The following is a 24,656-nucleotide window of genomic DNA, read 5'->3' on the forward strand; positions in this document are numbered from 1 at the left end:
CCGATCCCGCCTCGCAGGCGGGGTCGGCCCGACCCGTTCTGCGCCCCCACCGGCGCCCCGCCGGGACGCTCCGTAGCTGCCGTATCACCAGACAATGATGTGTTTCTCCAGGTGCGCGGGGTTGTTACCGTTCCGGCCGACGCACTTGGGGAGGTGGTCGGCATGAACGGTCCCGTGGCTTACCTGGTGACGACGCTGGGGTGTCTGATCGGAGTCGCCGGGGTCGTGGTGGCGGTGGTGGCGGTGCGCAAGGGCCGCAAGGCCGCCCGACCGGCGGCACCCGTGGACCCGTTCCGGGACACCGACAGTGACGCGCTCCGCGGCGACCCGCGCAGGCTCAAGCCCGGCGACATCGTCGAGATCCGCCGGGTGTCGTACGCGGTCCGGGGCTCGGTGCATCTGGATGAGGGCGGCTGGAGCTGGGCCGAGCACCTGCTGGACACCGTCGAGGGCGACAAGCGCTGGCTCTCCGTGGAGGAGGACCCGGACCTGGAGCTGGTGCTCTGGACCGCCGAGCCGGCCGCCACGATCACCCCGGGTGCGTCCACCCTCGACTTCGCCGGCCGCCGCTACGCCTCGGAGGAGTCCGGTCAGGCCCGCTTCACGGCCACCGGCAGCACCGGCCTCGACCCCAGTGGCACCCTCCGGTACCACGACTACCGGGCCCAGGGCGGCGAACGGCTTTCCTTCGAGGCGTACGGCCAGGCCGGCTGGGAGGTCGCCCGGGGCGAGCAGTTGCACCGCGCCGACGTGATGGTGTACCCGCAGGCCGGGCCGGAGGCCAGCTGACGTGTTGGTGAGCCTCCACACCCCGTACGTCGACACCTGCGCCGCCGACCTGAGCCTGGCACTCGGCGGCCCGGAGCGGCCCGCGTTGCACGTCCGCGACCTCACGCTGCCCGGGGACGTCCGGCTGCGGCTGCGCCTGCTCGGTGCGTCCCACCAGGTCGTGTTGGCCGAACCCGGCGGTGCGGCCGGACTCACCGAGACGGTCGCCTGCCTGCCTGGTCGGCCGCCGCACCTGCCCGGCGCCCTGCACGACGAGGCGGGCGGCTACCGCTTCACCGCCAGCGTGCTGCGCCCCGCCGACGGTGAGTTGCACACCCGGATCGCCGGGCTCCGCGCCGACCTGGCCGACGATCCGTACGCCCTGGTCGGAGTCTTTCCCGGTGACCCGGACGCGGTCACCGCGCTGGCCGTGCGCACCGACCTGCCGCACCGGTCGGTCGGCTGGCGTACCTGGCACGCGTACCCCCAGACCAATGAGCTGGTCCTGACCGAGACGGTGGTGGCACTGCCATGACATACCGACGCTGGTTCGTGGTGGGCGCGGCGACGGCCGTGGTCGGCGTGCTGGTCGCGGCCTTCGCGCTCGTCAACGGCACCTTCTCCCCGCGCGCCTACGTGCAGGACAGGTACTCGCGAGCGGCCAGCCGGGACGTCGGCCGGGAAGCGACCGCGTACACCTCGTCCAAGTCACCGACCAGTGTCGCCAAGGAACTGACCGACGCCTGGAAGCCGTCCGACCGGTACGCCGACAGCAGCGGCGTCTACCTGCGCTACGACGACGACTCGGTGGTGATCCTGCCGATCGCCACCGGCTCGGTGATCCTGCTCGAGGACATGGACACCGCTCACCCCCGCTACCACTCGACCGTCGGGTCGTACTGGGGCTGGGGACGCGGCAGCAGCGTTCGGGGCGGCGGCCCCGGCGCCGGCAAGTAGCCCGACGCCCGACCCCTTCACCTGGAGCCCCTCCGTGCAGAACCTCGTCACCGATCTGCTGGCCACCCTCGCCTTCGGCGCGGTCGGCGTCGTCCTCATGGGCGTCGGCTACGCGCTGGTCGACCTGACCACTCCTGGCAAGCTTCACGAACTGATCTGGACCGAGCGCAACCGCAACGCGGCGCTGCTGCTCGCGTCCAACCTGCTCGGCGTCGGCACCATCGTGGTCGCGGCGATCGTCGCCAGCGACGACGACTTCGCCCTGGGGCTGGTCGGCGCGGCGGCGTACGGGATCGTCGGCCTGGTCATCATGGCCGCCGCGTTCCTGCTGCTCGACGCGGTGACCCCGGGCCGGCTCGGCGAGCTGCTGGTCGACCCGGAGCCGCACCCCGCCGTGTGGGTGTCGGCCGTGGTGCACGTGGCCACCGGCGCGATCATCGCCGCCGCGATCCTTTGATGACCGGGGGACCGCGACCGGGCGGTGCCGGGCGGCCGTACCCGGGGCGGTCATGAGCACCGGGGCGCCGCCGGTGGTCGACGGCGGCACCGAGGCCCGGCCGCACTGGCGGCTGGCCCGTGCGGCGGTGCTGGTCGCGGTCTTCGTCTGCGCCGCCTGCGGGCTGGTCTACGAGCTGGCCCTGGTGGCGCTCGGCAGCTACCTGATCGGCGACACCGTCGGGCAGGCGTCGATCGTGCTCGGCGTGATGGTCTTCGCGATGGGGGTCGGCGCGCTGGTCGCGAAGCCGTTGCAGCCCAGGGCCGCCGCTGCGTTCGCGGTGATCGAACTGACCCTGGCCCTGCTCGGTGGTCTGTCCGTGCTCGGCCTCTACGCCGCCTTCGCCTGGCTCGACCTGTACGGCCCGGCGCTGGTCGGCACCGCCTTCGTGCTGGGCCTGCTGATCGGCGCGGAGATTCCGCTGCTGATGGTGATGCTGCAGCGCATCCGGGAGCAGGCCGCCGGCAGTGCGGTGGCCGACCTGTTCGCCGCCGACTACGTCGGCGCGCTGCTCGGTGGGCTCGCCTTTCCGTTCCTGTTGATCCCCGTGTTCGGCCAGCTCAAGGGTGCCCTTGTGGTCGGCGCGGTGAACGCGGTGGCCGGTCTCGCCCTGGTCTGCACGGTGTTCCGGCGGGAGCTGAGCCGCCGGGCCCGGCTCGTCCTCGGCGCCGGCTCTGTCGTGGTCGCGCTCTGTCTGGGGTACGCCTGGGTGACCGCCGCCGACTTCGAGGTGACCGCCCGGCAGCAGCTCTACCGGGACCCCGTGGTGTACGCCGAACGCTCCCGTTACCAGGAGATCGTGCTGACCCGGTCGGTGCGGGAGGTCGGCCACGCCGACACCGACCTGCGGTTGTTCCTCAACGGTGATCTCCAGTTCAGTTCGGTCGACGAGTACCGCTACCACGAGGCGCTGGTGCACCCGGCGATGCGCGGCCCGCGCGGCGACGTCCTGGTCCTCGGTGCCGGCGACGGCCTCGCCGTCCGGGAGATCCTGCGGTACCCGGACGTCCGCCGGGTGACAGTGGTCGACCTCGACCCGGCGGTGGTGGCGCTGGCCAGCACCGTGCCGCAACTGCGGGCGCTCAACGGCGGCTCGCTCGACGACCCCCGCGTACGGGTGCTGAACACCGACGCGTTCGGCTGGCTGCGTACCGCCGCCGAGCGCTTCGACGTGGTGGTCGCCGACCTGCCCGACCCGGACGAGACCGCCACCGCCAAGCTCTACACCGTCGAGTTCTACGCGCTGATCAGGTCGGTGCTCGCCGAGCAGGGACGGCTGGTGGTGCAGTCCGGCTCGCCGTACTTCGCGCCCCGCTCATACTGGTCGATCGATGCGTCGGTGCGGGAAGCCGGCTTCGCCACAGTGCCGTACCACGTCGACGTGCCGTCCTTCGGCGACTGGGGTTTCCTGCTGGCCACGGCGGGAACCGTCCCGCCGGTGCTGGAACTGCCGGCCGACGCGCCCCGGCTGCGTTTCCTCGACCCGGGCGTGCTGCGGGCGGCGGGGGCCTTTCCGCCCGACCGCGCCCGCCTGAACGTGCCCCCGAGCACCCTCCTCCAACCGAGGGTCCTCGACTACGCCCGCACGGAGTGGCGCGGCTACTGACCCCACCAGTTGGCGCCTGGACACGGCGGCTGAGTCAGAAGAGAGTCCGCTCATGGCGCAAACCTCTTGATTAACGGGATGGAGTGGGGGTGCACGGGGAAAGGGTGGAGGCATGTTTGGGATGCGGAAGGCTTGGGAGCGCGAATTGAGCGCCGCCGTCGACGAGTTGGTGGCGGCTGACACGCTCGCCTTTGGTGGGGTGGGGATCGCGGGCACGCTGTTGCCGGTGACGGAGGCGTACCACCGGGTCGAGGCCGCCCTCAGTGACCACCCCGAGGAGGTACGCCGCCAGCTCGACCGGGTGCTGGCCGACGGCACACCCGCCGGCCGGGCGTACGCGGCCACGCTGTTGGAGCGGGTCGACCCGGAGGCGGCCCGAGCGGCCTGGACGTCGCTGCGGGACGACCCGAGCGAGTTCACCACCTTCGTCGGCTGCGTGATGGACCGCGAAACCCTCGGCACGTACGCCAGTCGGCGGCTCGCCGCAGCATGATCCATTCGCCGGTCGGTGCTGCCCGATTGGTTCTGCCGGTCGCCGACGCCGCGCCGTACGTTGCGAGCCATGAGCCCGCCCGCCACCGCGCCGCGTCCGCCCCGCCCGGCCACCGTGACCATCGCCTTCTGGTTGCAACTGGCCGTGGTGCTGGTGCTGCTCGGCCTGGCCGCGCTGACGGTGGCCCAGGCGGTGCACTTCGACGGCCAGATCGACCGCGCGGTACGACTGGTGCCGGACGCCGACCCGGACGAGGTGACAGGCGAGCGGCAGGGCAACGTCGCGACGGCGCTGATCTTCGGCGTGCCGGCGGTGCTGCTCGCGGTCTGGCTGGCCGCCACGGTCGTCCCGGTCCGGCGGGGCGGCAACGTCGCGCGGATCCTGGTCTTCGTGGCCAGTGGCGGACAGCTGCTGGTCTGTTTCGCGCAGTGCTGTTCCGGAGGGTTTCTCGTGCCGCTGCTGGCCATGCCGGAGATCGCGGCGGAGCCGCCACCGGATTGGGACGACGAGTGGGAGACCTCGACGTTCTTCGACACGCTCTACGCCGGCACCGATCCCTGGGACGACCTGTTCTTCCCCGCGGCAGGGCTGGGTGTGCTCACCGTTCTGGCCCTCTCCGCAGCCGTGGTCCTGCTGCTCGCGCTGCCGCCGGCGAACCGTTGGTTCGTGCCGCGTACCGCGAACGAGGCCTTGCCCGGCCCGGCCTGGGCGATGCCCGTTCCTGCCTACACCCCGACCGGTTACGGATATCCGACAGCTCCGCTCGTGCCGGGCTTCCTGCCGCCGAACCAGCCACTCCCACCCGGCTACCTGATCTGCCCCGACCCGGCCGCGCACCTGACGCCGGGCGCGTCGGGCACCTCACCAGGGCCGACCGAACCGCCGCCGGCGCCTCCGATGGACCCACCCGACCACCTTCGCTAGCTGAGCTGTCGGCCACAGCGCGGGCCTTCCTGGTGCCGAGGGTTGTTACCGTCTGCGCCGACGTACCTGGGGAGGTGGTCGGGTGGACGCGCTGGTGACGTGCCTGGTGGCGGCTGTTGCCGTACTCGCGGTGGTCGTGGTCGTAGTGCGGGCACGCCGACGGCCGACGGGCCGGCCCGACGGCCAGCCGGCGGAGCCACCGCGCGACGGCCCGCTCCGCCTGACTCCTGGCGACCGCGTGCGGATCCGCGAGCGGGAGTACGCGGTGAGTGCCACGATTCGCCTGGTCGAAGGCGACTGGAGTTGGGTTCAGCACCTCCTCGACGACGACTCCGGCACCCGTCACCGGCTCTCCGTGGAGGACGGCCCCGAGCTCGAGCTGGTGTTCTGGACCGCCGAACCGGGCGCCACCGTCACCCCGGGCGCCCCGACCATCGAACTCGGCGGGCGGCGCTACACCTGGGCCGAGACCGGGCAGGCGCGTTACACCGCCACCGGAGAGACCGAGTTGCCGTCGACCGGGACGATGCGCTACCACGACTACCAGTCCGGTGGCGCTGCACGGCTCTCCTTCGAGGCGTACGGCGAAGAGGGTTGGCGGGTCGCCCGCGGTGACCTGCTCGACCCCGCCGACCTGACGATCCGCCCGCCCCATGCCTGAGGCTCGCTGAGCCGGACCGGACGGACGCGCCGGGCTCGTCACGGCATGCCGAACTGGCCGGTTGTCGATACGGTGTGGGCGCGATCTTAGGGAAGGAGAATCGTGGTCGATTCCCAGAGCACGCCGGCCCGTCAGCGGCCATCCATTGTGTCGATTTCCAGTTATCTGCTCTTCCTGTTCCTGGCACTCCAGGTGATCAGTCTGATCATCACGCTCAGCACCTTCGGCAAGACGCGGGACGCGCTCCGTGCGGCGTACGAGGGCAGCACCACCGACGGTGAGCAGGTGGCCGACGTCTTCGCCGTCATCGGCATCGGCGGGAGCATCGTCCTGCTGCTGCTCGCGGTCGTGCTGGGCGTGCTGGCCCTGTTCAACAACCAGGGCCGCAACGGCGCCCGGATCACCACCTGGATCGTCGGCGGCATCATGGTCTGCTGCGTGGGCGGTGGCCTGCTCAGCAACGCGGCCGGCGGCTTCAACACCGGTGGCGGGACGACCGACGGCGGGCCGAGCCCCGAGGAGATCCAGCGTCGCCTGGAGGAGGCCCTGCCCTCCTGGGTCACCCCGGTCAGCCTCCTGCTCGGCGTGCTCAGCCTGATCGCGCTGATCGCGGCGCTCGTCCTGCTGGCTCTGCCGAAGGCCAACCCGTTCTTCCGCAAGCAGACCGCGGGCTGGGAGCCGCCGACCCCGGGCGCCAGCTACCCGGGTAACCCGCAGGCGCCCGGCCAGCCGGGCTACCCGCAGGCATCGGGTGAGCCGGGTTATCCGTCGAGTGGGGAGCCCAGCTACCCGCCGCCACCGGCCGCGAACCGGCCGGACGACACGCCGCCCACGGATCGGCCCGGGTCAACCCCGCCGCCGACCAGCTGACGGCTCGATAAGCACGACGCCGACGATCCCTCCGAGTAGGTTGCAACCCGACGCCTACCGGAGGGATTCGTCGTGTCGTACCCGGAATCGGCACCGGCCCGCCGGCCCGCCGCCGTCCTGTCGGCCACTGCCGTGCTGTTGGTGATGGCGGTCGCGGCGCTCGCGTACGCCGTGGTCGACCTGGTGGTGCTGGGCGGGACTGTCGACGCGTTCCGCTCCGCCGCCCGCGACACCTCGGCGAGCCCGGAGCAGATCGACGACGTGGTGACTCTGCTCCGCGCTTCTGCGGTGCTGTCGGCGGTGGTGGCGGTGTTCTCCGCGCCGTTGCTCGCCGGCCTGGCCCTGGGGCTGTCGACCGGTCGCAACGGCGTCCGGGTGGCGACCTGGGTGGTCAGCGGGCTCGGCCTGCTCGCCGGCTGCTGCAGCGTGGCGGTGGTCGTCGGCGAACGGTCCGCGCCACTGCAACTGGGCTCCGGCGAGCAGGCTCTCGCCGAGTTGCTGGGTCTGATCGGCGACGCCTACCCGTCCTGGTGGATCCCACTCAACGCCGGGCTTTCCGTCGCACAGGCGCTCGGTTACCTTGTAGTAGCTACGCTGCTGGCGCTGCCGACGGCGAACAGCTGGTTCGGCCGCCACCGCTCGACCGCGCCAACCGCACCGCCCATGTTCACGCCAGCCACGCACCAGCCCCCGTCGGCGCCGCATACGCCCCCGTACCCGCCCAGGTGAGGACCACTCCGTGACGCTCGACCCCACGACTGCCGAGCGCCGAGCCCTGATCACCGGGGCCACCGCCGGCATCGGCGCGGCGTTCACGCGACGACTGGCCGCCGACGGCTGGCACCTGGTGCTCGTTGCCCGCGACGCGGCGCGGCTGACCGAGTTGGCCACCGAGCTGGGTTCCACGTACGGACGCGAGGTGGAGACGATCCCGGCGGATCTGTCCACCGACGACGGCTGCGCCATCGTGGAACAGCGGCTCGCCGACGGCAGCCCGGTGCACCTGCTGGTCAACAATGCGGGGATCAGCCTGAACAAACCGTTCCTGCGCTCGACTGCGGAGGACGAGGCGCGACTGTTGCGACTCAACGTGCATGCGGTCATGCGGTTGACCCTGGCGGCGCTCCGACCGATGACTGAACGGCGAAATGGGGCAGTGATAAATGTCTCTTCGGTCGCCGGTTTCGGTACGGCGATGCCCGGATCGACGTACTCCGCCAGCAAGGCGTGGGTCACCAACTTCAGTGAGTCCGTCGGGCAGTCGGCGCGGCCGTTCGGCGTTCGGGTGATGGCCCTCTGCCCCGGCTACACCCGCACCGAATTCCATCAGCGGGCCGGCATCAACATGTCCAAGACGCCCGAGTGGCTGTGGCTGCGAGCCGAGGATGTCGTGGACGAAGCCCTGCGTGACCTGCGCAAAGGCAAGATGGTCAGCATCCCGGCGTGGAAGTACAAGGTGGTCGTCGCCGGCATGCGACACGCGCCGCGGCGGCTGCTCCAGGCGGTCGCGCGGGACACCCGCGGCCGGATCGGTCGCGACGAGCGCTGAGCTTCGACCGGCCCGTCGACACCGAGCGAATGATGGGACGGCGTTGGCGCGCCGCTGTCGGGCCAGTTGCTGAGCGTAGTTGAACATCGCCAGTCATCGGTTCCCCTCGGGGCTGATCAGGGTGGACCCCGCACGCGGCGTTCAGAGTTGCGCAGTAACCTCTATCGCCATGGGGGACCACGACGACCTGCGTAAATTCATTACCGACCTGGCTGTGGTCCACGGGCGGGTCGTGCTCTCGTCGGGGCGCGAGGCAGACTGGTACGTGGATCTGCGGCGCGTCACGCTCCATCACCGGGCCGCTCCTCTGGTCGGCCGGGTGTTGCTCGACCTCACCGCCGACTGGGAGTTCGACGCCGTTGGGGGCCTCACCCTGGGCGCGGACCCTGTCGCGCTCTCGATGCTGCACGCCGCCGCTCCGACCGGCCGGGCCCTGGACGCCTTTGTGGTGCGCAAGGCGGGCAAGGCCCACGGTCTTCAGCGGCGGATCGAGGGACCGGAGGTGGCTGGCCGCCGAGTGTTGGCGGTGGAGGACACATCCACGACGGGCGGAAGTGTTTTGACCGCTGTCGAGGCGCTTCGCGAGGCCGGGGCGGAAGTCGTGGGCGTGGTGGTTATTGTTGATCGAGGCGCCGGCGACGCGGTGCGAGCCGCCGGATTGCCGTACCGGGCGGCCTATACGTTGGCTGACCTCGGCCTTGTGGCGTAAAAGTCTGCCGATTCGGATCTGCTGATATGCAGGCGGATCGATGCTGCTGGTGGAAGGATGGAATACGTGGGAACTGCGTTGGCCGAAATGACTATGCCTCAGATCTCGCCGCTAAACGGCGAGCCGATCGAACGTGCCGATGCCGAGCGTCTCGCCGGGGTCCTCAAGGCCCTTGCTGATCCTGCTCGGTTGCGGCTGCTCAGCCTGATCCAGTCGGCCCCCGAGGGCGAGGCGTGCGTCTGTGACCTGACGGCGCCGCTCGGCCTCTCTCAGCCGACGGTCAGTCATCACCTGCGTATCCTCACCGAGGCTGGCTTGTTGCAGCGGGAGAAGCGCGGTGTCTGGGCGTACTACAGCCTGGTCCCGAGTGCGATCGCGACGATCGCCGACCTGCTGACCCCGCCGCGTAAGCGGGCCACCAAGAAGGCCCGCTGACGTAGGCACTACACGCCGTCCCGAGCCGGGGCGGCGTCCGGTGGCGAGCCAGGGGTGGCGCCACCGGTGGTTGACACCTGCTCGTCCCCGGTCGCACCACCGGAGGCCGGGTTCGACATGCCGACGGCCGACCCCCTCACCAGGGGGCCGGCCGTCGTCGTACCGCTCAACGGTCCTGACCGTGCTCCGGGCGCTGATGGCCGTGCTGGTGCCCGTCGTGGTCGAACGCCTCGCGGGCTGCCTCCACGGCACCGGCGGCACTGGCCGCCGCGACCACCGCGACCGCCTCGCCGCGCTTACGAGCCCGCCTGTCGCGCAGGAACTCGAAGAAGATCGGCAGCACCGAGATCAGAATGATCAGGGCCACCACCGGCAGGATGTAGTGGTCGATCTTGTCGCCGATGGCCTGGTAGATCTGCTCGGCCAGCAGGTAGCCGATCAGCAGGATGCCGTCCACCCAGAGCACCGCGCCCACGATGTTCCAGAGCAGGAACTTCTTGGCCGGCATGCCGAGCGCGCCCGCGACCGGGTTGAGGAACGTCCGGACGATCGGAATGAAGCGCGCCAGCACGACGGCCTTCGCCGGGCCGAACTTCTGGAAGTAGTACTCGGCCTTCTCCACGTACTCCTTCTTGAAGAGCCGGGAGTTCGGCCGCTCGAACATCGGCCGGCCGTACCGCGCGCCGAGCCAGTGCCCCAGCTGGGCGCCGACGATCGCGCAGATCGGCCCACCGATCAGCAGGCCGGCAAGGGAGAGGCGGGTGCCGTCGCCGAAGATCGCGTCCGCCACCGGTGACGAGGCGACCCCGGCGAGGAACAGCAGCGAGTCACCCGGGAAGAAGAAGCCCACCAGCAGGCCGGTCTCGGCGAAGAGGATCACCCACACGCCGATCAGCCCGAAGGTCTGCAACAGATCCTTGGGATCGAGCGGGTTCAGGGCGACGCTCTCCACGAGAGCGCGGGTCTTCTCAGCTGTGTCCACGGCCACAAAGGGTACCGAAGCCCAAGGCCCCGGCCGCGCCGGACCGGCCCGTCACCACCCGCCCGCGCCGTGGGCTCCAACGACGGTGCCCCGCCGACCGTGGTGGTCGGCGGGGCACCGGTGGTGCGGGGTGGGTCAGGCGACGAAGCGGGTCCGGCGGCGCTTGGCCACCAGGTAGCCGCCGACGCCCGCGGCGAGCAGCAGCGCGCCGAGGCCGGCGATCAAGCCGGTGGACTGACCGGTGATCGGCAGCGAGCCGCCGTCACCGTCGCCGTCGCCACCGCCCGTGCCGCCGGCCGCGTTGACCAGGATCTTGGCGACGTCGTTGGCCGGCTTCAGGTCCTCGGTGAAGCCCTCGCACTCGCACTTGGCGTTGATGGTGACGGTGCCCGCCGCGTTCTCGATCACCTTGTCGATCCGGAGGCCGATGTCGACCAGCTGCTTCTCGCCGACACCGATGAAGATGTCCGGGTAGCAGCGGTAGAGCTTCGCGCCCGGCTTGCCGGCGTTCTCCCAGTCCTGCTGGTCGCCGTCGAGCGGCGCGCAGAACTCGGGAACCTCGACCGCGGTGGTGCCCTCCGGAACAGCGATGTCGATCTTGGTGACTGGCGAGCCCGAGCGACCGAAGTCCAGCGCGGCCGGTCCGTCGTTGCGGACTCCGACGGAGGCCGTGACCACGTCGCCGGCCTTGCCGGTCAGCTGGCCGCCGACCGCCACCAGGTCCGTGCCGTTCTTGCCGGTGACCTTGACGGTCATGCCGGACCAGTTGTTCATGGGGTCGGTGTCAGCCTGGAAGCCGCGCGCCCCCATCTTGGACGGGACCTCCGGAAGGCTCAGGACCGGACCGTTGCCGGGCTTCCCAACCGAGATGCCCCCGGCCTGGAGGTAGGCGTTGAAGTCCTCGAACTCGGCGATCGTCATCCAGTTGTAGTAGCCGTACTCGCTGCCCGGCGCGTAGGTGTCCTTGCCGAGCACGTAGGACAGCGAAACCGAGCGGGCCGCTCCGGCGGCGGTCACCTCGTCGAAGGCGCAGGTCCGCAGGTGACCGTCCTCGTAGGTGCAGTTGCTGTACTGCTTCTCCGGGCGGATCGCGTAGTCCAGGTCGAAGACCACGGCCGCTCCCTTGGCGGCGGTCTTGCCAGCGTTGCTGAGCGTCAGCGGAGCGCTGAACGTGCCGCCAGGAGCGGACGAGATGTTGGTCTCCTCGCCCGGGGCGGCCAGGTCGACGCCCTCGCCGATCCGCAGCTTGGCGGTGTGGCTGGCCGGAGCGAGACCCTCGGCGCTGACCGTGACCTTGAGGTTGCCGGTGTCGCCGTCGGCAGCCTTCGCGGCCGGCGTCAGGGCCACCTCGAAGAGGCCGCCGAAGGCCCACTCCTCGAGACCGATCTCGAAGGGGTCGGTGCAGACCAGAACGCCGGCCTCCGGCGACTTGCAGTCGAAGCTCGACGATTCGGGCTTGACCTGGACGACACCGTTCAGGTCCCGGTAGTCGTAGGTGACGGTGAGGCCTTCGACCACTACCGGCTCGGAGGCGAACAGGAGGGGGGAGTCGATCTTGCCTTCGGACCCCGCGGCGATCGTGGTGTCGCTGAAATAGACGCCCAGTTCGATGGGCGCCTCCGGGGCGGCGACGGCCGGGCTGGCGGCGGCGACGAACGCGCCTGCTACGCCCAGTCCGGCGAGCCAACGCCGGGTGGAGTGGGTGAGCATGAGGGGGGTTCCTCCAGTTGGGGGATCAGGTGGAGCCTGCGGATCTTAAGGAATTGCTAAGGCTGACGGCAGCCCCCAAAGCCGCCGGCTGGGCAAGACGAACCAAAAGGTTGATCAGAGTCACCGCAATGTTCGGTCGGTCCGCTTCCGTCATCTGAGGCAGGAACCCCGGGAGGTGCAGTGACGTACGAGGAGTTCGCGGACACGCGGCTGGCCCCGCTACTGCGGTACGCGGTGATGCTGACCGGCGAACCACACCAGGCCCAGGATCTGGTCCAGGAGACCATGGTCCGGGTCCAGCTCAACTGGCGTCGGGTCGCCCGCGCGGACTCGCCCGAGCGATACGTACGCCGGATGCTCACCAACCAGTACGTCGACTGGCGGCGCGGCTCGTGGGTGCGCCGGGTGCTGCTGCGCGGGGAGCCCGACGCGTCGGTGCCGGTGCCCACCGATCATGCCCAGTCCGCCGTGGACCGGGACCAGGTCTGGTCCTGGCTGTCCCGGCTGCCGCGTCGGCAGCGGGCCGCTCTGGTGCTGCGCTACTACGAGGACCTGCCCGACGTCGAGATCGCCGACATTCTCGGCTGCGCCGTCGGGACCGTCCGTTCGTCCATCTCCCGGGCCCTGGCCACGCTCCGGGCCGAGTACGTGGAGGCGTGAACATGATCGAGGATGACCTGCGTGCCGCGTTCGCCCGGCACGAGACGTTGACCCCGTCGACCGGCCCGCTGCGGGTCGCGATCGATCGGCTCGCCGCCGTCCGCCGTCGCCGCCGACAGCGGTTCCAGGCCGCTGGCGTCACGCTCGCCCTGCTCGGCGCGCTCGGAGTCGGGGTGCCGCAACTGCGCCCCGATCGGCCAGCGGAGGGCACGTCGTTGTCCGGTCAACCGGCTGGGGGGCAGTCCGGGGCGTTGAACGTCCTGCTGCTCGGGGTGGACGGCTTCGGCGAGCAACCGTCCTACCGGTTGGCGGACTCCGTCCTGCTGGTGCACATTCCGGCCGACCGGAGCCAGCCGTACCTCATCTCGTTGCCGCGCGACCTGGAGGTCTCGATCCCCGGCCGGGGGGTCGAGAAGCTCAACAGCGCGTTCTACAGCGGTGCCGGCGAGCCCCGGCCCGACCTGGACGCCGGCTACGACCTGACCCGCCGGGTGGTCGCCGACCTGACCGGGGTACGCGTCGACGCCGGCGCGGTGCTGACCTTCGCCGGACTGCGCCGGATCACCGAGGCGGTCGACGGGGTGGAGGTGTGCCTACCCAAGGAGGTTCGGTCCTGGCACACCCGCCGGACCTTCCCGGCCGGGTGTCAGCGGCTCGACGGGGCTGCCTCCGTCGACCTGCTGCGGCAACGGCGCTATCTGCCCGACGGCACGTTGGACCGGGACCGTAACGCCCAGCGCTACGTCGCCGGGCTGGTCCGGCGGGCGGCCGCGCAGGATGTGCTGACCAATCCGGTACGGCTCGCCGCGCTGCTGTCGGCCGCCGGCAAGGGCCTTGCGGTCGATGACGACGGTCTGCCGCTGACCAGGCTGATGGCGGTACTACCCGAGCTGAAAGACGTCGACCCGGTGGGGCTCAGCCTGCCGGTCGGCACCCCGGTGGGCAACGCTTCACGGCTGCCGCTGGACCCGAAGCAGGGCCCGGAGTTCCTCGCCGCGCTGCGCGAGGATCGGTTGGCGCAGTGGGTGGCGCAGCACCCGGAGCAGGTCAATCCCGTGCGCTGACGGACGGGGAGTCCACGACGACGCCCCGCGGGCCCGGTACGGGCCGGCGGGGCGTCGGTCGGGTCGGGGTGAGTCAGGCGGCGAAGCGGCTGCCTTGGCGTCGGGCGAGCAGGTAGCAGCCCACACCGGTGACGAGTAGCAGGGCGCCGATGCCGGCGATCAGGTTGGTGGGGGCGCCGGTGATGGGCAGCGAACCGCCGCCGCCACCGCCACCGTCTCCATCACCATCGCCCTGGCCACCGCCGCCCTGGGCCGCGTTGACCACGATGGTGGCCCTGTCGTTGGCCGGTTTGATGTCGTCCTGGAAGCCGCCGCCGGCGGGGCACTCGCACGGCGCGTTGACCCGCACCGCGCCCCGGGCGTTGGGGATGACCTTGTCGATGCGAAGCCGGAACTTCATGGTGTAGGTCTGCCCGGCCACCAGGAGCATCTCCGAGGCGCACAGGTACGTGCGGGTGGTGTCCTGCCGCAACCAGCAGTTGTCGGGAACCTCGACGGCGGTGGTGCCCGGCGGTAGCTCGACGTCGGTGTGGGTGGCGGCCTCGAAGTCTCCGTTCGTTCGGTCGAGCGTCGCCGGGCCGTTGTTCAGGAAGCCGACGGTCGCCGTGACGACGGTGCCGGCCGTGCCCTTGAGCGTGGCGCCGATCGCCGCGAGGTCGGTGCCGTTCTTGCCGGTGGCCTTGACGGTCCACCCGGTGTAGTCGTAACCCGGGCCGACGTCGGTCTGGTCGGCCTGCCGCACCCTGCCGGGCGCCTCGGCCAGCGTCAGTTTCGGGCCGCTGCCGGGGGCAGCCGCCCGTGCGCCGACGGCCGCCCGCACCCGGGTCAGGTCCTCGAAGTCGGCAGTGGTCATGAACTGGGCGTAGCCGGAGTGGTTGGCCGGCGCGTAGGTGTCCTTGGCGAGTTCGAGGTTCAGCGTGGTGGCCAGCCCGGTGCCCACCGGAATGTCCTCCTCGAAGTGGCAGGAGACGAGGTGGTCGTCGGAGTAGCGGCAGTTGCTGAACCGGTCCTTGGTTCGGATCGAGTAGGGGAGGTCGAAGACCGCGACGAATCCGGTGACGGTCTTGTCGCCGGCGTTCGCCACGACCAGCGGCACCGTGAACTTCCCACCCGGTTTGGCGGAAAGGCTGGTGAACGGCCCACCGGCCAGGTCGACCCCCTCGCCGACTCGGACCCGGGAGGTGTGGCTGCCGCGCCGCCCGCCGGCCGCCTGGAAGCTGACCGCGACGTCGCCGGAGTCGCCGAGCTGCGCGTCTTCGGTGAGGCCGAGGTGCACCCGCTTGGCACCGTTGCGGTAGATCCCGCTGCCGAGCGGCGGCATCTCGTACAGGACGACGTCGGAGGGTTCCGTGCAGACGAGAACGCCCGGCTCCGGCGCTGTGCACTCCTGGCCGTCGGCAGGAGTCACAGTGACCTTGTTGGCCAGGGAGCGGTAGTCGTACCGCACTGAGACGTCGCTGAGGACCGTCGGCTCGTCGGCGTACAGCAACAGGCCGCGGATGGTCGCCTCCGAGCCGACGGCCAGGGTGGCGTCCTGGAAGTAGGGCTCGATCGTGGGTGCGGCGACGGCGGGGGTGGCGGAGGCGGCGATCAACGCGCCTGCGGCGCCGAGCCCGGTCAGCCAGCGGAGCGAGTGCTTGAGCATGGGGGTCCTCCCGTGGGGGTACAGGTGGCGCTCGTTCAACCTAGGGACGCCCAGACTCCTCCGGTAACCCTCTTCGGATCGATATTTGTCTAATGACCCGAACGGCTGAGCACCCCTGTCGCAACGGGCAGCCGACCCCGCGACGGAATCAGCGGTAGTCGTCCTCGTCGCCGGTGACCACCCGGGCCTGCTCCATCGCGTCCCAGTCGTCGACCTCCAGGCCGCGGTGCGGCTCACTGTCGACGTCGGCCGGGCCGGCGACAGTGGCCTGCTCGACCGCGTCGGCCGGGTCGGCCTCGGGGTCGCGTTCGTCGGGCGCGAGGTGGTCGCCGGGGGTGAAGTCCTCGTCGGGCTGACCCATCATCCCTCCCGGGGGTCTCGGGGCACGGTTTCCACCCACCGTACGGGTTGGGCCGGCGCGCCGCCCGGAAGCGGAGTAGGCGGAATCAGCCCTCGGCGACGCGACCCGGTGCCAGGATGGTGCCGTGGGCTTCCTCATCAGACTGGCGATCACCGCGGTCGCGTTGTGGATAACCACGCTGATCGTCCCCGGTGTCGACGTGCACGGTCGCTCGGGTGGCAACACCGTCCTCACCCTGATCGTGGTAGCCCTGATCTTCGGCGTGATCAACGCGGTGCTCAAGCCGGTGATCCGGGTCGTCGGTTGTGTGTTCTACCTGCTGACCCTGGGCCTGTTCGCGCTGGTGGTCAACGCGTTGCTGTTCCTGCTCACCGACCGGATCGCCCGCGGGCTCGACCTGCCGTTCCAGGTGGACGGATTCTGGCCGGCGTTCTGGGGAGCCATCGTGATGACCGTGGTGACCTGGTTGATCAGCGTCATCGTGCCGGACAACCTGGACCGCCGGTGAACGGCTAGCACCCGGGTCGGTTGTTCCGGCGCACCTCACCTACGGGATACTTCCGAGCGGAGGACAGCGCGGTCCGGCGCACAAATGAAGAACAGCGGCCAGCACGGCCGAGAGTGGTAAGTAAGGAGCGCATCACATGCCCATCGCTTCCCCCGAGGCTTACGCGGAGATGCTGGACCGCGCCAAGGCTGGCCGGTACGCGTACCCCGCGATCAACGTGACCTCCTCCCAGACGCTGAACGCGGCGCTCAAGGGCTTCGCCGACGCGGAGAGCGACGGCATCATCCAGGTCTCCACCGGTGGCGCCGAATACCTCTCCGGCCCCTCGATCAAGGACATGGTTACCGGCGCGGTGGCGTTCGCTGCGTACGCGCACGAGGTCGCCAAGAAGTACTCGGTGAACATCGCCCTGCACACCGACCACTGCCCAAAGGACAAGCTGGACGGGTTCGTGCGTCCGCTGATGGGCATCTCGCAGGAGCGCGTGAAGCGCGGCGAGGAGCCGCTGTACCAGTCGCACATGTGGGACGGCTCGGCCGTGCCGGTAGCGGAGAACCTTGAGATCGCCGCGCAGCTGCTCGACGAGGCCGCCAAGGCCAAGATCGTCCTTGAGATCGAGGTCGGTGTCGTCGGTGGCGAGGAGGACGGCGTCGAGAACGCCATCAACGACAAGCTCTACACCACCACCGATGACGGCCTGGCCATGGTCGAGGCGCTCGGCCTCGGCGAGAAGGGCCGCTACATGGCGGCGCTGACCTTCGGCAACGTGCACGGCGTCTACAAGCCGGGCAACGTCAAGCTGCGTCCGGAGATCCTCAAGCAGATCCAGGACGCCGTCGGCGCCAAGTACGGCAAGGACAAGCCGCTCAGCCTGGTCTTCCACGGCGGCTCGGGCTCCCTGCTGAGCGAGATCCGCGAGGCTCTGGACTACGGCGTGGTGAAGATGAACATCGACACCGACACCCAGTACGCCTTCACCCGCCCCGTCGTGGACCACATGCTCCGCAACTACGACGGCGTGCTGAAGATCGACGGCGAGGTCGGCAACAAGAAGCAGTACGACCCGCGCGCCTGGGGCAAGGCCGCCGAGGCCGGTCTGGCCGCCCGGGTCGTCGAGGCGTGCGAGCACCTGCGCTCGACCGGCACCACGATGACCAAGTAACGACGTTCCACCCGACGGCCGGCTCCCCGCACGGGGGGTCGGCCGTCGTCGTCAGGTCGTCAGGTCGTCAGCAGGCGTACCGCCTCGCGAACGTCGTCGGTGAGGTGGATCGTCGACGACAAATCACCGAACGGGGACGCGGCCAGCAGCGGACGCAACAGCGCCTCCACCGGCAGCTCCACGGTCCAGTAGGCGCGGTCCAGGAAGATGTACGCCCCGCTGGCGCCGTCGGTGCCGTAGTAGGTCTTGGTGGCCGCCTGGAACACCTCCTGCACCGTGCCCGCCCGCCCCGGCGCGAAGACGATGCCGCCCCGGGCGAGGCGCAGGATGGTGTCCTCCCGGATCGCGTTCGAGAAGTACTTCGCGATCCGCCCGGCGAACAGGTTCGCCGGCTCGTGCCCGTACAGCCAGGTCGGAATGGCCAGACCACCCGCACGCGCCCAGCCCAGGTCGTCGCCACGTTGCCGGGGCACCCCCGCGTACCGCTGCCGGACCGTCAGCGCCGTGGCCGTGTACCGGTGGTGGTCGGTGAAGTCGGGGGCGGTGGCCAGCAGGTCGATCGCGGCCGTCACATCGGTCGCCGGCCGGTCCGCCAGGTAGGCGCCGAGGTTCGCGGCCTCCATCACACCCGGGCCGCCGCCGGTCACCACCAGCCGGTCGGCCCGCGCCAGCTCCCAACCCAGCACGGCCGCCATCCGGTACGCGGGACTGCCGCGTCGCACCGCGTGCCCGCCCATGATGCCCACCACCGACTGCGGCCCGTGTGCGGCCAGCCAGACCCGGGTGGCGTCGGCCAGCGCGTTGTCCACTCCGTGGTCGTGCAGCCGCTGACCCAGCGCCTCCTTGACGTCCGGCAACGCGCCGCCGTGCGCCCGGTAGTGGTCGTACACCCGGGTGTCGTACATCCCGGTGAACCCGCCCTCGGCGAACCCGGCGGCCAGTTCGTCCGGGGTGTAGAGGTGCGTCGGCTGGGTGGGATACGGCAACCCGGAGAACGGCGGCACCACGTTCGCGCCACGCCGGACCAGGTCGGCGCCCACGTCCCGGGACGCGAACCGGCAACCGACGAAGAGGGTGCCGGCGACGTCGACGCTGGTCAGGTCGGGCACCGGCGCGAGGTCGAGCCGCAGGCCCTGCACGGTCAGCCCGGTCAGCCGACCGGTGGTCAGCTGTCTGTCGAACTCGGCCCGGGTCTGGATTTCACCGGCGTGCAGGTGCGGCTCGATGACGTCTGCGGGAGGTGGGGTCGGCACCCGGCCATCCTGCCCCTCCGCCGGGGCCGGTCAAACCTCGGGCCAGGGGTGGAACAGACAGGAGCCCGGTGGTCGTGGCCACCGGGCTCCTGCATAACCGGTTCCTGGGGAGGCTCCGGACCATTAGTTGTAGTGGAAAACACCAGGCAGCGGCATAGGCCGCAGGCGTGACCAACTCCTCAGCCGTTCAGCGGGACACGTCGGCCGACCCGCTCGCGTGTCGCCCTGTCCAGCGGGTTGAATGGGGCGATGCAGAACCTTTTGCCAGAGCCACCGGCCACCCGCCTGCCCGTGAACGACGAGGCCGACGCCGCCCTGGCCGCCGCCGACGAGGCCGGCACCGATGAGGCGTACGCCAACGTGGCGGCCGGCTTCCCGACCTACAGCGCGGCCTGGGCGGAGCTCGCGGCGCGGGCGTTCGCGCAGGGCCAGGTGGTGACGGCGTACGCGTACGCCCGCACCGGCTACCACCGGGGCCTTGACCAGCTGCGCCGCAGTGGTTGGAAGGGGCACGGCCCGGTGCCGTGGTCACACGAGCCCAACCGGGGCTTCCTCCGCTGCCTCTACGTGCTGTCCCGCGCCGCGGACGAGATCGGCGAGGCCGACGAGGCGGCCCGCTGTGCCCAGTTCCTGCGCGACTGCGACCCGGAAGCGGCGGACGCGCTGGCGAGCAACTGACCCCGCCCCGACGGCCGGCCCGACATCGGGCCGGCCGTCGGCTGGTTACAACCCTTCGGCGACCGCCGCGGCGATCTTCAGCCAGGCGTCCCGGGTGGCCGAGGAGAGCCCGCCGTACCGGATCGGCTCGCCACTGTCGATGAGCCGCTCGTACGGGGCCAGCAGCACCGCCCGGGTGCGGGCCGCGAAGTGCTCCTGGATGGCCGGCAGGTCGATCTCCTTGCGGGACGGCGGCATCGACACCACGGTCACGGCCTGACGGACCAGCCGTTGCCGGCCGCTCTGCTCCAGGTGGTCGAGCATCCGGGCGGCGGTCTCGGCGGAGTCGTTACGGGCCGACATGGTGACCACCAACTGGTCGGTGGCGTCCATCGACGCCTGCCAGTTCTGCGCCCGGACGTTGTTCCCGGTGTCCACGAAGATCAACTTGTAGAACCGGCTGACCACCTCACGGATCTCGGCGAACGCGGCAGCCGTCAACATCTCGCCACCGGTGGCCGACTCGTCCGAGGCGAGGACGTCGAACATCCCCTCACCCTGCGAGCGGACGTACTGCGACAGGTCGCCGACCCGCCCGTGCGCACCCTGGAACTGCCCGAGATCACGCAGCATGTCCCGCACCGTGCGGGAGTGGAAGTCCTGCTGGGCGCGCATCCCGAGGGTGCCCTGGGTCTCGTTGTTGTCCCAGGCCAGCACGTAGCCGCCACGCTTCTGACCGAACGTCATCGCGAGCAGCAGAATGGCCACCGTCTTACCGGCGCCGCCCTTCGGGTTGACCACGGTCACCTGCCGCAGGCCGCCGAAGTTGCGGCGCACCATCTCGATGTCCCGCTTGAGCTCCTGCTCGTGCCGCCCTGGAGAGAGCCGGAGCAGGCCCATCTTGTTGACCACCGCGCGTACACCCATGGTCGCCACCGGGTCGGCGGGTCGAACCTGGCGGCGTCGGGCGAAGTCCTCGGCGGTCGGCGCGGCGGTGGTGTCCGGTGTCCAGCTCGCGTCCGGGTACGCGGTCGCGTCCGGGTACGCGGGGGCCGGCACCCGGGTCACCCCGTCGGCCTCCTGGTACGACTGCCCGGGCGTGCCGCCGGGCGAGCCCTGCTGCCAGGGCGGTGGGTACCAACCCGGCGAGGGCGGGAACGGCCCGGGCGGTGGGGTCGCCGGCCCGGCCTGCCCGGGAGTGTGCTGCGGTGCGGCAAGGCCGTGCGGTGGGTTGCTGAACTGCGTCACGTCCGGCGGCGGCGGAATCTGCGCCGGGCCAGCCTGGCCGGGGATGGTCGGGGTGAACGGCTGCCCGGGGTGTGCCTGCGCGGGACCGGCGTGCGGGACGACCGGCGGAGGCGGAATCGGAGGCGTCGCGCCGGCCTCGTCCTGAGCGGGCGCGGCCGTTCCGGCCGGGCGTTGCGGCGGGTACGCCCACGGCGACTCGGCAATCGGCCGCGCCGGCCCGTCCGCACCGGGCCCACCAGCCTGCTGCACCGGCTGGCCGGGCTGTGGTGCCGGGCCACCAGCGGTCCCACCAGTCTGCGGTGTCGGCCCGCCAGCCTGGGGCACGGGCCCACCGGGCTGCGGTGCCGGCCCGGCCGCCGCGAGGGCTGCAGCCGAGGGGTCGGTCGGCGCGGGGCCGGCGGCCGTCGCGCTGTCGCTGGCGTTCGGGCCGGCGACGGACGCGGTGGCCGCTGGGATGGGCCGGTCGGTGGCTGCGGCCGTGGTGGGGCGGTCGACGGGTGCCGACGCGGCGGGGCGGTCGGCGGTCGGATGGTCCAGGGTGAACGGCAGGTTCAGGTCGACGCCGCCCGGGGTGATCGGCGCGGCGCTCGGACCCCGGTCGCCGGGCTGTACCTGCGCCGCGCCGCCGGCCTGGCTGGCCGCATCGGGCGCGGCACTGCCCGCGTCGCTCGCGGCGGGTCGGTCGTCCCTCGGCGCGGAGGTGGTGCTCGGTGTAGCGGCGGAGACGCCGGGGGCGGCTGGCCCGCCGTTGCTCCCCGGGCCGGCCGGCGGCGGCGTCGGCTGGGCACCGGTCGCTGGCGGCGCGGGCGGTGACGGAGCGGCGGGGCCGGTCGGCGGCGGCCAACTCGGCTGCGCCGGTGCCCAACCCGACCCCGCGCCGGACGGGCCGCTGGGCCCCCACCCCCCGGGCGCCGGGACGGCGCCGGTGAGCGACGGGTAGTCCGACGGCGAGGGCGGCGACTGGGCCGCAGCGCCGGGCTGTCCGGGAACCGGCGGTCGCCCGATCGGCGGCGCGGCCACCGGTGGCGTGACCGGTGGTGTGACCGACGACGGCCCACCCCGCTGCTCGGCGACCGCAGCCCACGGCGGCACCGCGCCCCGGTCGCCCGGATCCGGCGGCCAGAGTGGTTCGACGTCCCGCTCCGGCACCGGCTGCTGGCCGGGCACCTGCGCCCGGTCGGCGTTCTCGTCCATTACGGCCCTCCCCATTCCTCCTGCGAGGATAGGCCCAATCGCCCAGCAGGGCCGATCGGCGCAGGCAGGTCGGCCGGTCGGTGCCGGTCGAGGTCAGATCGACCAGACCGCCCAGGCGCCCGGCTCGACCCACCAGGAACGCTTACGGGTCAGCTCGCCCTCGACACCATCGTCGAGGTACGGCACCTTGCCCTCCCTGGGCAGCACCGACACCGCCCGCCCACGGGCCCGCCGAACTTCGAGGCGTACCCGCTTGCGCCCCCACGCCGAGCGGACGACCACCGGCACGGCCACCGCGACCTCGACCTGGCCGTCGCCCGGGTCCGGCGCGGTCAGCAGCGTCACGTCGTTGAGCGTCGCGTACCCGCCGGCGTTGCCGACCGCGCAGGCCAGCAGCGGTTCCGTACCGTCGGTGAGGATGCTGTCGTCGACCTCCACCCGGGCGCGCCAGTGCAGCGGCCGGCCGGCGTCGTCGGCCGCGCCGAGGAGCGCGCCGTCCAGGGTCACCGAGCCGCCGTCGTTGCGCAGCAGGTCCAGCCGGCGCGGCGTGCCGTCCAGCACCGCGGCGGCCACCGCCGCCGGGTCACGGGGCAGCCCGAGCTGCGCGGCCAGGTCCCGGTGGGTGCCGCCACGGGCCGGGTCGAGCGGGAGTACGGCCACCGGCGGCAGGTCGGGCAGGGTCCGGTTGCCGGGCAGATCCGCCGGGCGCTTGCTCGGCGCCGGGGCGTACCGCTTGACCAGTCGGCGCAGCACGGCGCGTAACTGCCCGTCGCTGGCCGTGGCGACGATCAGCCGGGTCTTGCTGTCCGGGTCCGGCCAGGTGAGGCCATCCGGGCGGGCCGGGCCGTCGAGCCGGGCCAGCACCGCGTCGATTTCCGCGTCGGAGCGGGCGGTGACCGTCTCCACCCGGGCGCCCCGGGCGTTCAGCGCGTCGGCGCAAGCCAGCACCGGCACCCGTGGCCGTTCCGTCGCGCACTGCTCGGTGTCGGTCTGGCCGCTGCTGGCCTGGTCGGTGTTGGCCTGGCCGGAGTCGGTCTGGCTCGTCGGGGCGCTGTCGGCCCCGGTCGCGCCGCCGCAGCAGGCCCCACCGCTGCCACAGCCCCCGGGAGCGTCCCGCTCCGAACCGAGGGTGAGCAGCACCACGTCGTACACGGAAGGAGCCTCCTGCCTCTCGACGCGACCCCTGCCGGCCACGCCGTCACTACTTGTTAACCTGACACCCCGGGCTCGCCGAGCGGTCGCCACCTGGCACCCGAGCCTTCTGGAGGCGGAAAAGATGCCAGCGATCGTGCTCATCGGCGCTCAGTGGGGCGACGAGGGCAAGGGCAAGGTTACCGACCTGCTGGGTGAGCGGGTCGACTACGTCGTGCGCTACTCCGGCGGCAACAACGCCGGGCACACGGTGATCACCCCGGACGGCCAGAAGTACGCGCTGCACCTGATGCCGTCCGGCGCGCTCTCGCCGGACGCGATGATCGTCATCGGTAACGGTGTGGTGGTCGACCCGAAGGTGCTGCTCGCCGAGATCGACGGCCTGGCGGAACGCGGTGTCGACGTGTCCCGGTTGCGGATCTCCGGTGACGCGCACCTGATCATGCCGCACCACCGGGCGCTGGACCGGGTCATCGAGCGCTACCTCGGCTCGTCCCGGATCGGCACCACCGGCCGCGGCATCGGCCCCGCGTACGGCGACAAGGTCGCCCGGATCGGCATCCGCCTCCAGGACCTGCTCGACCCGGGCATCCTGCGCAAGAAGCTGGAACTCGCGCTGCGCGAGAAGAACCAGATCCTGTTCAAGGTCTACAACCGCAAGGCGATCGACCTCGAGGCGACCGTCGAGGAGTACCTGGCGTACGCGGAGCGGCTCAAGCCGTACATCGCAGAGACCCGGGCGATGCTCTGGGACGCCCTGGACCGGGGCGAGACGGTGCTGCTGGAAGGCGCCCAGGCCACCATGCTCGACATGGACCACGGCACCTACCCCTTCGTGACCTCGTCCAACCCGACCGCCGGTGGTGCCTGCGTCGGCGCGGGCATCCCGCCGACCGCGATCAACAAGGTCATCGCGGTGAGCAAGGCGTACACCACCCGGGTGGGTGCCGGGCCGTTCCCGACCGAGCTGTTCGACGCCAACGGTGACCACCTGCGCAAGATCGGCGCGGAGTACGGCACCACCACCGGGCGGGAGCGCCGGTGCGGGTGGTTCGACGCGGTCGTCGCCCGGTACGCGTGCCGCCTCAACGGCGTCACCGACCTGGTCATCACCAAGCTGGACGTGCTCACCGGCCTGCCCAAGGTGCCGATCTGCGTCGGCTACGAGATCAACGGCGTCCGGGTCGACGACATGCCGATGAGCCAGACGGACTTCCACCACGCCAAGCCCGTCTTCGAGGAACTCGACGGCTGGTGGGAGGACATCACCAAGGCCCGCACCATCGATGACCTCCCGGAGAACGCCCGCCGCTACATCGCGAGGGTCGAAGAACTCTGCAACACGAGGGTGAGCGTCGTAGGCGTAGGCCCAGGCCGAGAAGAAAACGTGGTCCTCCACCCCCTCCTCCCCTAACCCGACCCCCCAATGCGTTGATCATGAAGTTATTGCCAGCTTCGCCGGCGTGTCGTGGCAATAACTTCATGATCAACGCGCGCTGATCGCCTGGTTATCCACAGGTGTTCGGTCGTTGTCCACAGGGGGGTGTTTCGGGTTTCGGGTTGAGCCAGGGTGGCGGGGTGAATGCCCTGGA

General features: G+C 71.3%; 26 protein-coding genes. 19 read left to right on the top strand and 7 right to left on the bottom strand.

Translation table 11 applies throughout. The features are described 5' to 3' along the window. Positions 1–162 precede the first annotated feature (162 nt). From FB453_RS19360 to FB453_RS19420, 13 genes are all read left to right on the top strand, one after another. The gene (locus tag FB453_RS19360) at positions 163–789 is read left to right on the top strand and encodes a DUF4178 domain-containing protein (protein ID WP_145792095.1); all 627 of its coding nucleotides are present in this window, start codon (positions 163–165) and stop codon (positions 787–789) included. Between the two features lies 1 nt (position 790). Further along, complete coding sequence (locus tag FB453_RS19365) at positions 791–1,303, top strand: DUF2617 family protein (RefSeq protein ID WP_145792097.1); 513 nt, start codon at positions 791–793, stop codon at positions 1,301–1,303. Beyond that, entirely contained in the window at positions 1,300–1,725 is a 426-nt protein-coding gene (locus FB453_RS19370) for a DUF4247 domain-containing protein (RefSeq protein ID WP_112586117.1), read from the top strand. The genes FB453_RS19365 and FB453_RS19370 overlap by 4 nt, the downstream gene beginning before the upstream one ends. A gap of 34 nt (positions 1,726–1,759) precedes the next feature. Continuing rightward, positions 1,760–2,182 carry a DUF350 domain-containing protein gene (locus FB453_RS19375; protein WP_112586119.1) on the top strand — a complete coding sequence of 141 codons (423 nt, stop codon included), beginning with the start codon at positions 1,760–1,762 and terminating at the stop codon, positions 2,180–2,182. Positions 2,183–2,234: 52 nt separating this feature from the next. Next, positions 2,235–3,827: a polyamine aminopropyltransferase gene (locus FB453_RS19380; RefSeq protein ID WP_145792100.1), complete on the top strand. Its 1,593-nt coding sequence runs from the start codon at positions 2,235–2,237 to the stop codon at positions 3,825–3,827. A 112-nt stretch (positions 3,828–3,939) separates the two neighbouring features. After that, the gene (locus FB453_RS19385; RefSeq protein WP_112603353.1) at positions 3,940–4,320 is read left to right on the top strand and encodes a hypothetical protein; all 381 of its coding nucleotides are present in this window, start codon (positions 3,940–3,942) and stop codon (positions 4,318–4,320) included. A gap of 69 nt (positions 4,321–4,389) precedes the next feature. Continuing rightward, positions 4,390–5,244, top strand: coding sequence for a hypothetical protein (locus FB453_RS19390; RefSeq protein ID WP_145792102.1), 855 nt, complete (start codon positions 4,390–4,392; stop codon positions 5,242–5,244). Positions 5,245–5,326: 82 nt separating this feature from the next. Continuing rightward, positions 5,327–5,905, top strand: a complete 579-nt coding sequence (locus FB453_RS19395) for a DUF4178 domain-containing protein (protein ID WP_145792104.1) — start codon at positions 5,327–5,329, stop codon at positions 5,903–5,905. A 102-nt stretch (positions 5,906–6,007) separates the two neighbouring features. Next, on the top strand, positions 6,008–6,775 hold the full coding sequence (locus FB453_RS19400) for a hypothetical protein (RefSeq protein ID WP_145792106.1): 768 nt from the start codon (positions 6,008–6,010) through the stop codon (positions 6,773–6,775). Positions 6,776–6,847: 72 nt separating this feature from the next. Beyond that, on the top strand, positions 6,848–7,504 hold the full coding sequence (locus FB453_RS19405) for a hypothetical protein (protein ID WP_145792108.1): 657 nt from the start codon (positions 6,848–6,850) through the stop codon (positions 7,502–7,504). Between the two features lie 10 nt (positions 7,505–7,514). Next, on the top strand, positions 7,515–8,324 hold the full coding sequence (locus tag FB453_RS19410) for an SDR family NAD(P)-dependent oxidoreductase (protein WP_112586134.1): 810 nt from the start codon (positions 7,515–7,517) through the stop codon (positions 8,322–8,324). 169 nt (positions 8,325–8,493) lie between these two features. After that, entirely contained in the window at positions 8,494–9,033 is a 540-nt protein-coding gene (gene pyrE / locus FB453_RS19415; protein ID WP_112586136.1) for an orotate phosphoribosyltransferase, read from the top strand. A 57-nt stretch (positions 9,034–9,090) separates the two neighbouring features. Continuing rightward, a complete protein-coding gene (locus tag FB453_RS19420) occupies positions 9,091–9,468 on the top strand; it encodes an ArsR/SmtB family transcription factor (RefSeq protein ID WP_030332125.1) in 378 nt (125 codons plus the stop codon). Between the two features lie 166 nt (positions 9,469–9,634). On the opposite strand, the gene FB453_RS19425 is transcribed toward FB453_RS19420, so the two are convergent. Further along, on the bottom strand, positions 9,635–10,456 hold the full coding sequence (locus tag FB453_RS19425) for a DedA family protein (RefSeq protein ID WP_112586138.1): 822 nt from the start codon (positions 10,454–10,456) through the stop codon (positions 9,635–9,637). Between the two features lie 129 nt (positions 10,457–10,585). After that, the gene (locus tag FB453_RS19430; protein WP_145792110.1) at positions 10,586–12,160 is read right to left on the bottom strand and encodes an LPXTG cell wall anchor domain-containing protein; all 1,575 of its coding nucleotides are present in this window, start codon (positions 12,158–12,160) and stop codon (positions 10,586–10,588) included. Between the two features lie 180 nt (positions 12,161–12,340). On the opposite strand from FB453_RS19430, the gene FB453_RS19435 reads away from it, so the two are divergent. Then, a complete protein-coding gene (locus FB453_RS19435) occupies positions 12,341–12,820 on the top strand; it encodes a SigE family RNA polymerase sigma factor (protein ID WP_112586142.1) in 480 nt (159 codons plus the stop codon). A gap of 2 nt (positions 12,821–12,822) precedes the next feature. Next, the gene (locus FB453_RS19440) at positions 12,823–13,884 is read left to right on the top strand and encodes an LCP family glycopolymer transferase (protein ID WP_145792113.1); all 1,062 of its coding nucleotides are present in this window, start codon (positions 12,823–12,825) and stop codon (positions 13,882–13,884) included. A gap of 73 nt (positions 13,885–13,957) precedes the next feature. Here FB453_RS19440 and FB453_RS19445 read toward each other — a convergent pair whose 3' ends face one another. Further along, on the bottom strand, positions 13,958–15,529 hold the full coding sequence (locus FB453_RS19445) for an LPXTG cell wall anchor domain-containing protein (RefSeq protein WP_145792115.1): 1,572 nt from the start codon (positions 15,527–15,529) through the stop codon (positions 13,958–13,960). 148 nt (positions 15,530–15,677) lie between these two features. Beyond that, a complete protein-coding gene (locus FB453_RS19450) occupies positions 15,678–15,890 on the bottom strand; it encodes a hypothetical protein (protein ID WP_091397476.1) in 213 nt (70 codons plus the stop codon). 124 nt (positions 15,891–16,014) lie between these two features. Here FB453_RS19450 and FB453_RS19455 point away from each other — a divergent pair, with 124 nt between their 5' ends. Continuing rightward, a complete protein-coding gene (locus FB453_RS19455) occupies positions 16,015–16,398 on the top strand; it encodes a phage holin family protein (protein WP_030491363.1) in 384 nt (127 codons plus the stop codon). A gap of 136 nt (positions 16,399–16,534) precedes the next feature. Further along, a complete protein-coding gene (gene fbaA, locus FB453_RS19460) occupies positions 16,535–17,560 on the top strand; it encodes a class II fructose-bisphosphate aldolase (RefSeq protein WP_088950924.1) in 1,026 nt (341 codons plus the stop codon). A 59-nt stretch (positions 17,561–17,619) separates the two neighbouring features. On the opposite strand, the gene FB453_RS19465 is transcribed toward fbaA, so the two are convergent. Beyond that, positions 17,620–18,813, bottom strand: coding sequence for an SLOG cluster 4 domain-containing protein (locus FB453_RS19465; RefSeq protein ID WP_145792117.1), 1,194 nt, complete (start codon positions 18,811–18,813; stop codon positions 17,620–17,622). A gap of 249 nt (positions 18,814–19,062) precedes the next feature. Here FB453_RS19465 and FB453_RS19470 point away from each other — a divergent pair, with 249 nt between their 5' ends. Further along, positions 19,063–19,491 (top strand): DUF3151 domain-containing protein, encoded by a 429-nt coding sequence (locus FB453_RS19470; protein WP_091396135.1) that lies wholly within the window; start codon positions 19,063–19,065, stop codon positions 19,489–19,491. Between the two features lie 45 nt (positions 19,492–19,536). Here the strand turns inward: FB453_RS19470 and FB453_RS19475 are convergent, their stop codons facing one another. Then, complete coding sequence (locus FB453_RS19475; protein ID WP_486480340.1) at positions 19,537–21,294, bottom strand: MinD/ParA family ATP-binding protein; 1,758 nt, start codon at positions 21,292–21,294, stop codon at positions 19,537–19,539. 711 nt (positions 21,295–22,005) lie between these two features. Next, a complete protein-coding gene (locus FB453_RS19480) occupies positions 22,006–23,064 on the bottom strand; it encodes a diacylglycerol kinase family protein (protein WP_145792122.1) in 1,059 nt (352 codons plus the stop codon). A gap of 124 nt (positions 23,065–23,188) precedes the next feature. On the opposite strand from FB453_RS19480, the gene FB453_RS19485 reads away from it, so the two are divergent. Then, entirely contained in the window at positions 23,189–24,478 is a 1,290-nt protein-coding gene (locus FB453_RS19485) for an adenylosuccinate synthase (RefSeq protein WP_091396127.1), read from the top strand. Positions 24,479–24,656: the final 178 nt, after the last annotated feature.

The organism is Micromonospora sp. CNZ322, from assembly GCF_007827755.1.

Bases quoted from the DNA above. Each gene is read 5' to 3' on its own strand.
- FB453_RS19360 (WP_145792095.1), top strand. From the start codon at position 163: ATGAACGGTCCCGTGGCTTACCTGGTGACGACGCTGGGGTGTCTGATC.
- FB453_RS19370 (WP_112586117.1), top strand. From the start codon at position 1,300: ATGACATACCGACGCTGGTTCGTGGTGGGCGCGGCGACGGCCGTGGTC.
- FB453_RS19380 (WP_145792100.1), top strand. From the start codon at position 2,235: ATGAGCACCGGGGCGCCGCCGGTGGTCGACGGCGGCACCGAGGCCCGG.
- FB453_RS19385 (WP_112603353.1), top strand. From the start codon at position 3,940: ATGTTTGGGATGCGGAAGGCTTGGGAGCGCGAATTGAGCGCCGCCGTC.
- FB453_RS19390 (WP_145792102.1), top strand. From the start codon at position 4,390: ATGAGCCCGCCCGCCACCGCGCCGCGTCCGCCCCGCCCGGCCACCGTG.
- pyrE (WP_112586136.1), top strand. From the start codon at position 8,494: ATGGGGGACCACGACGACCTGCGTAAATTCATTACCGACCTGGCTGTG.
- FB453_RS19420 (WP_030332125.1), top strand. From the start codon at position 9,091: ATGGAATACGTGGGAACTGCGTTGGCCGAAATGACTATGCCTCAGATC.
- FB453_RS19430 (WP_145792110.1), bottom strand. From the start codon at position 12,160: ATGCTCACCCACTCCACCCGGCGTTGGCTCGCCGGACTGGGCGTAGCA.
- FB453_RS19440 (WP_145792113.1), top strand. From the start codon at position 12,823: ATGATCGAGGATGACCTGCGTGCCGCGTTCGCCCGGCACGAGACGTTG.
- FB453_RS19445 (WP_145792115.1), bottom strand. From the start codon at position 15,529: ATGCTCAAGCACTCGCTCCGCTGGCTGACCGGGCTCGGCGCCGCAGGC.
- FB453_RS19450 (WP_091397476.1), bottom strand. From the start codon at position 15,890: ATGGGTCAGCCCGACGAGGACTTCACCCCCGGCGACCACCTCGCGCCC.
- fbaA (WP_088950924.1), top strand. From the start codon at position 16,535: ATGCCCATCGCTTCCCCCGAGGCTTACGCGGAGATGCTGGACCGCGCC.
- FB453_RS19470 (WP_091396135.1), top strand. From the start codon at position 19,063: ATGCAGAACCTTTTGCCAGAGCCACCGGCCACCCGCCTGCCCGTGAAC.
- FB453_RS19485 (WP_091396127.1), top strand. From the start codon at position 23,189: ATGCCAGCGATCGTGCTCATCGGCGCTCAGTGGGGCGACGAGGGCAAG.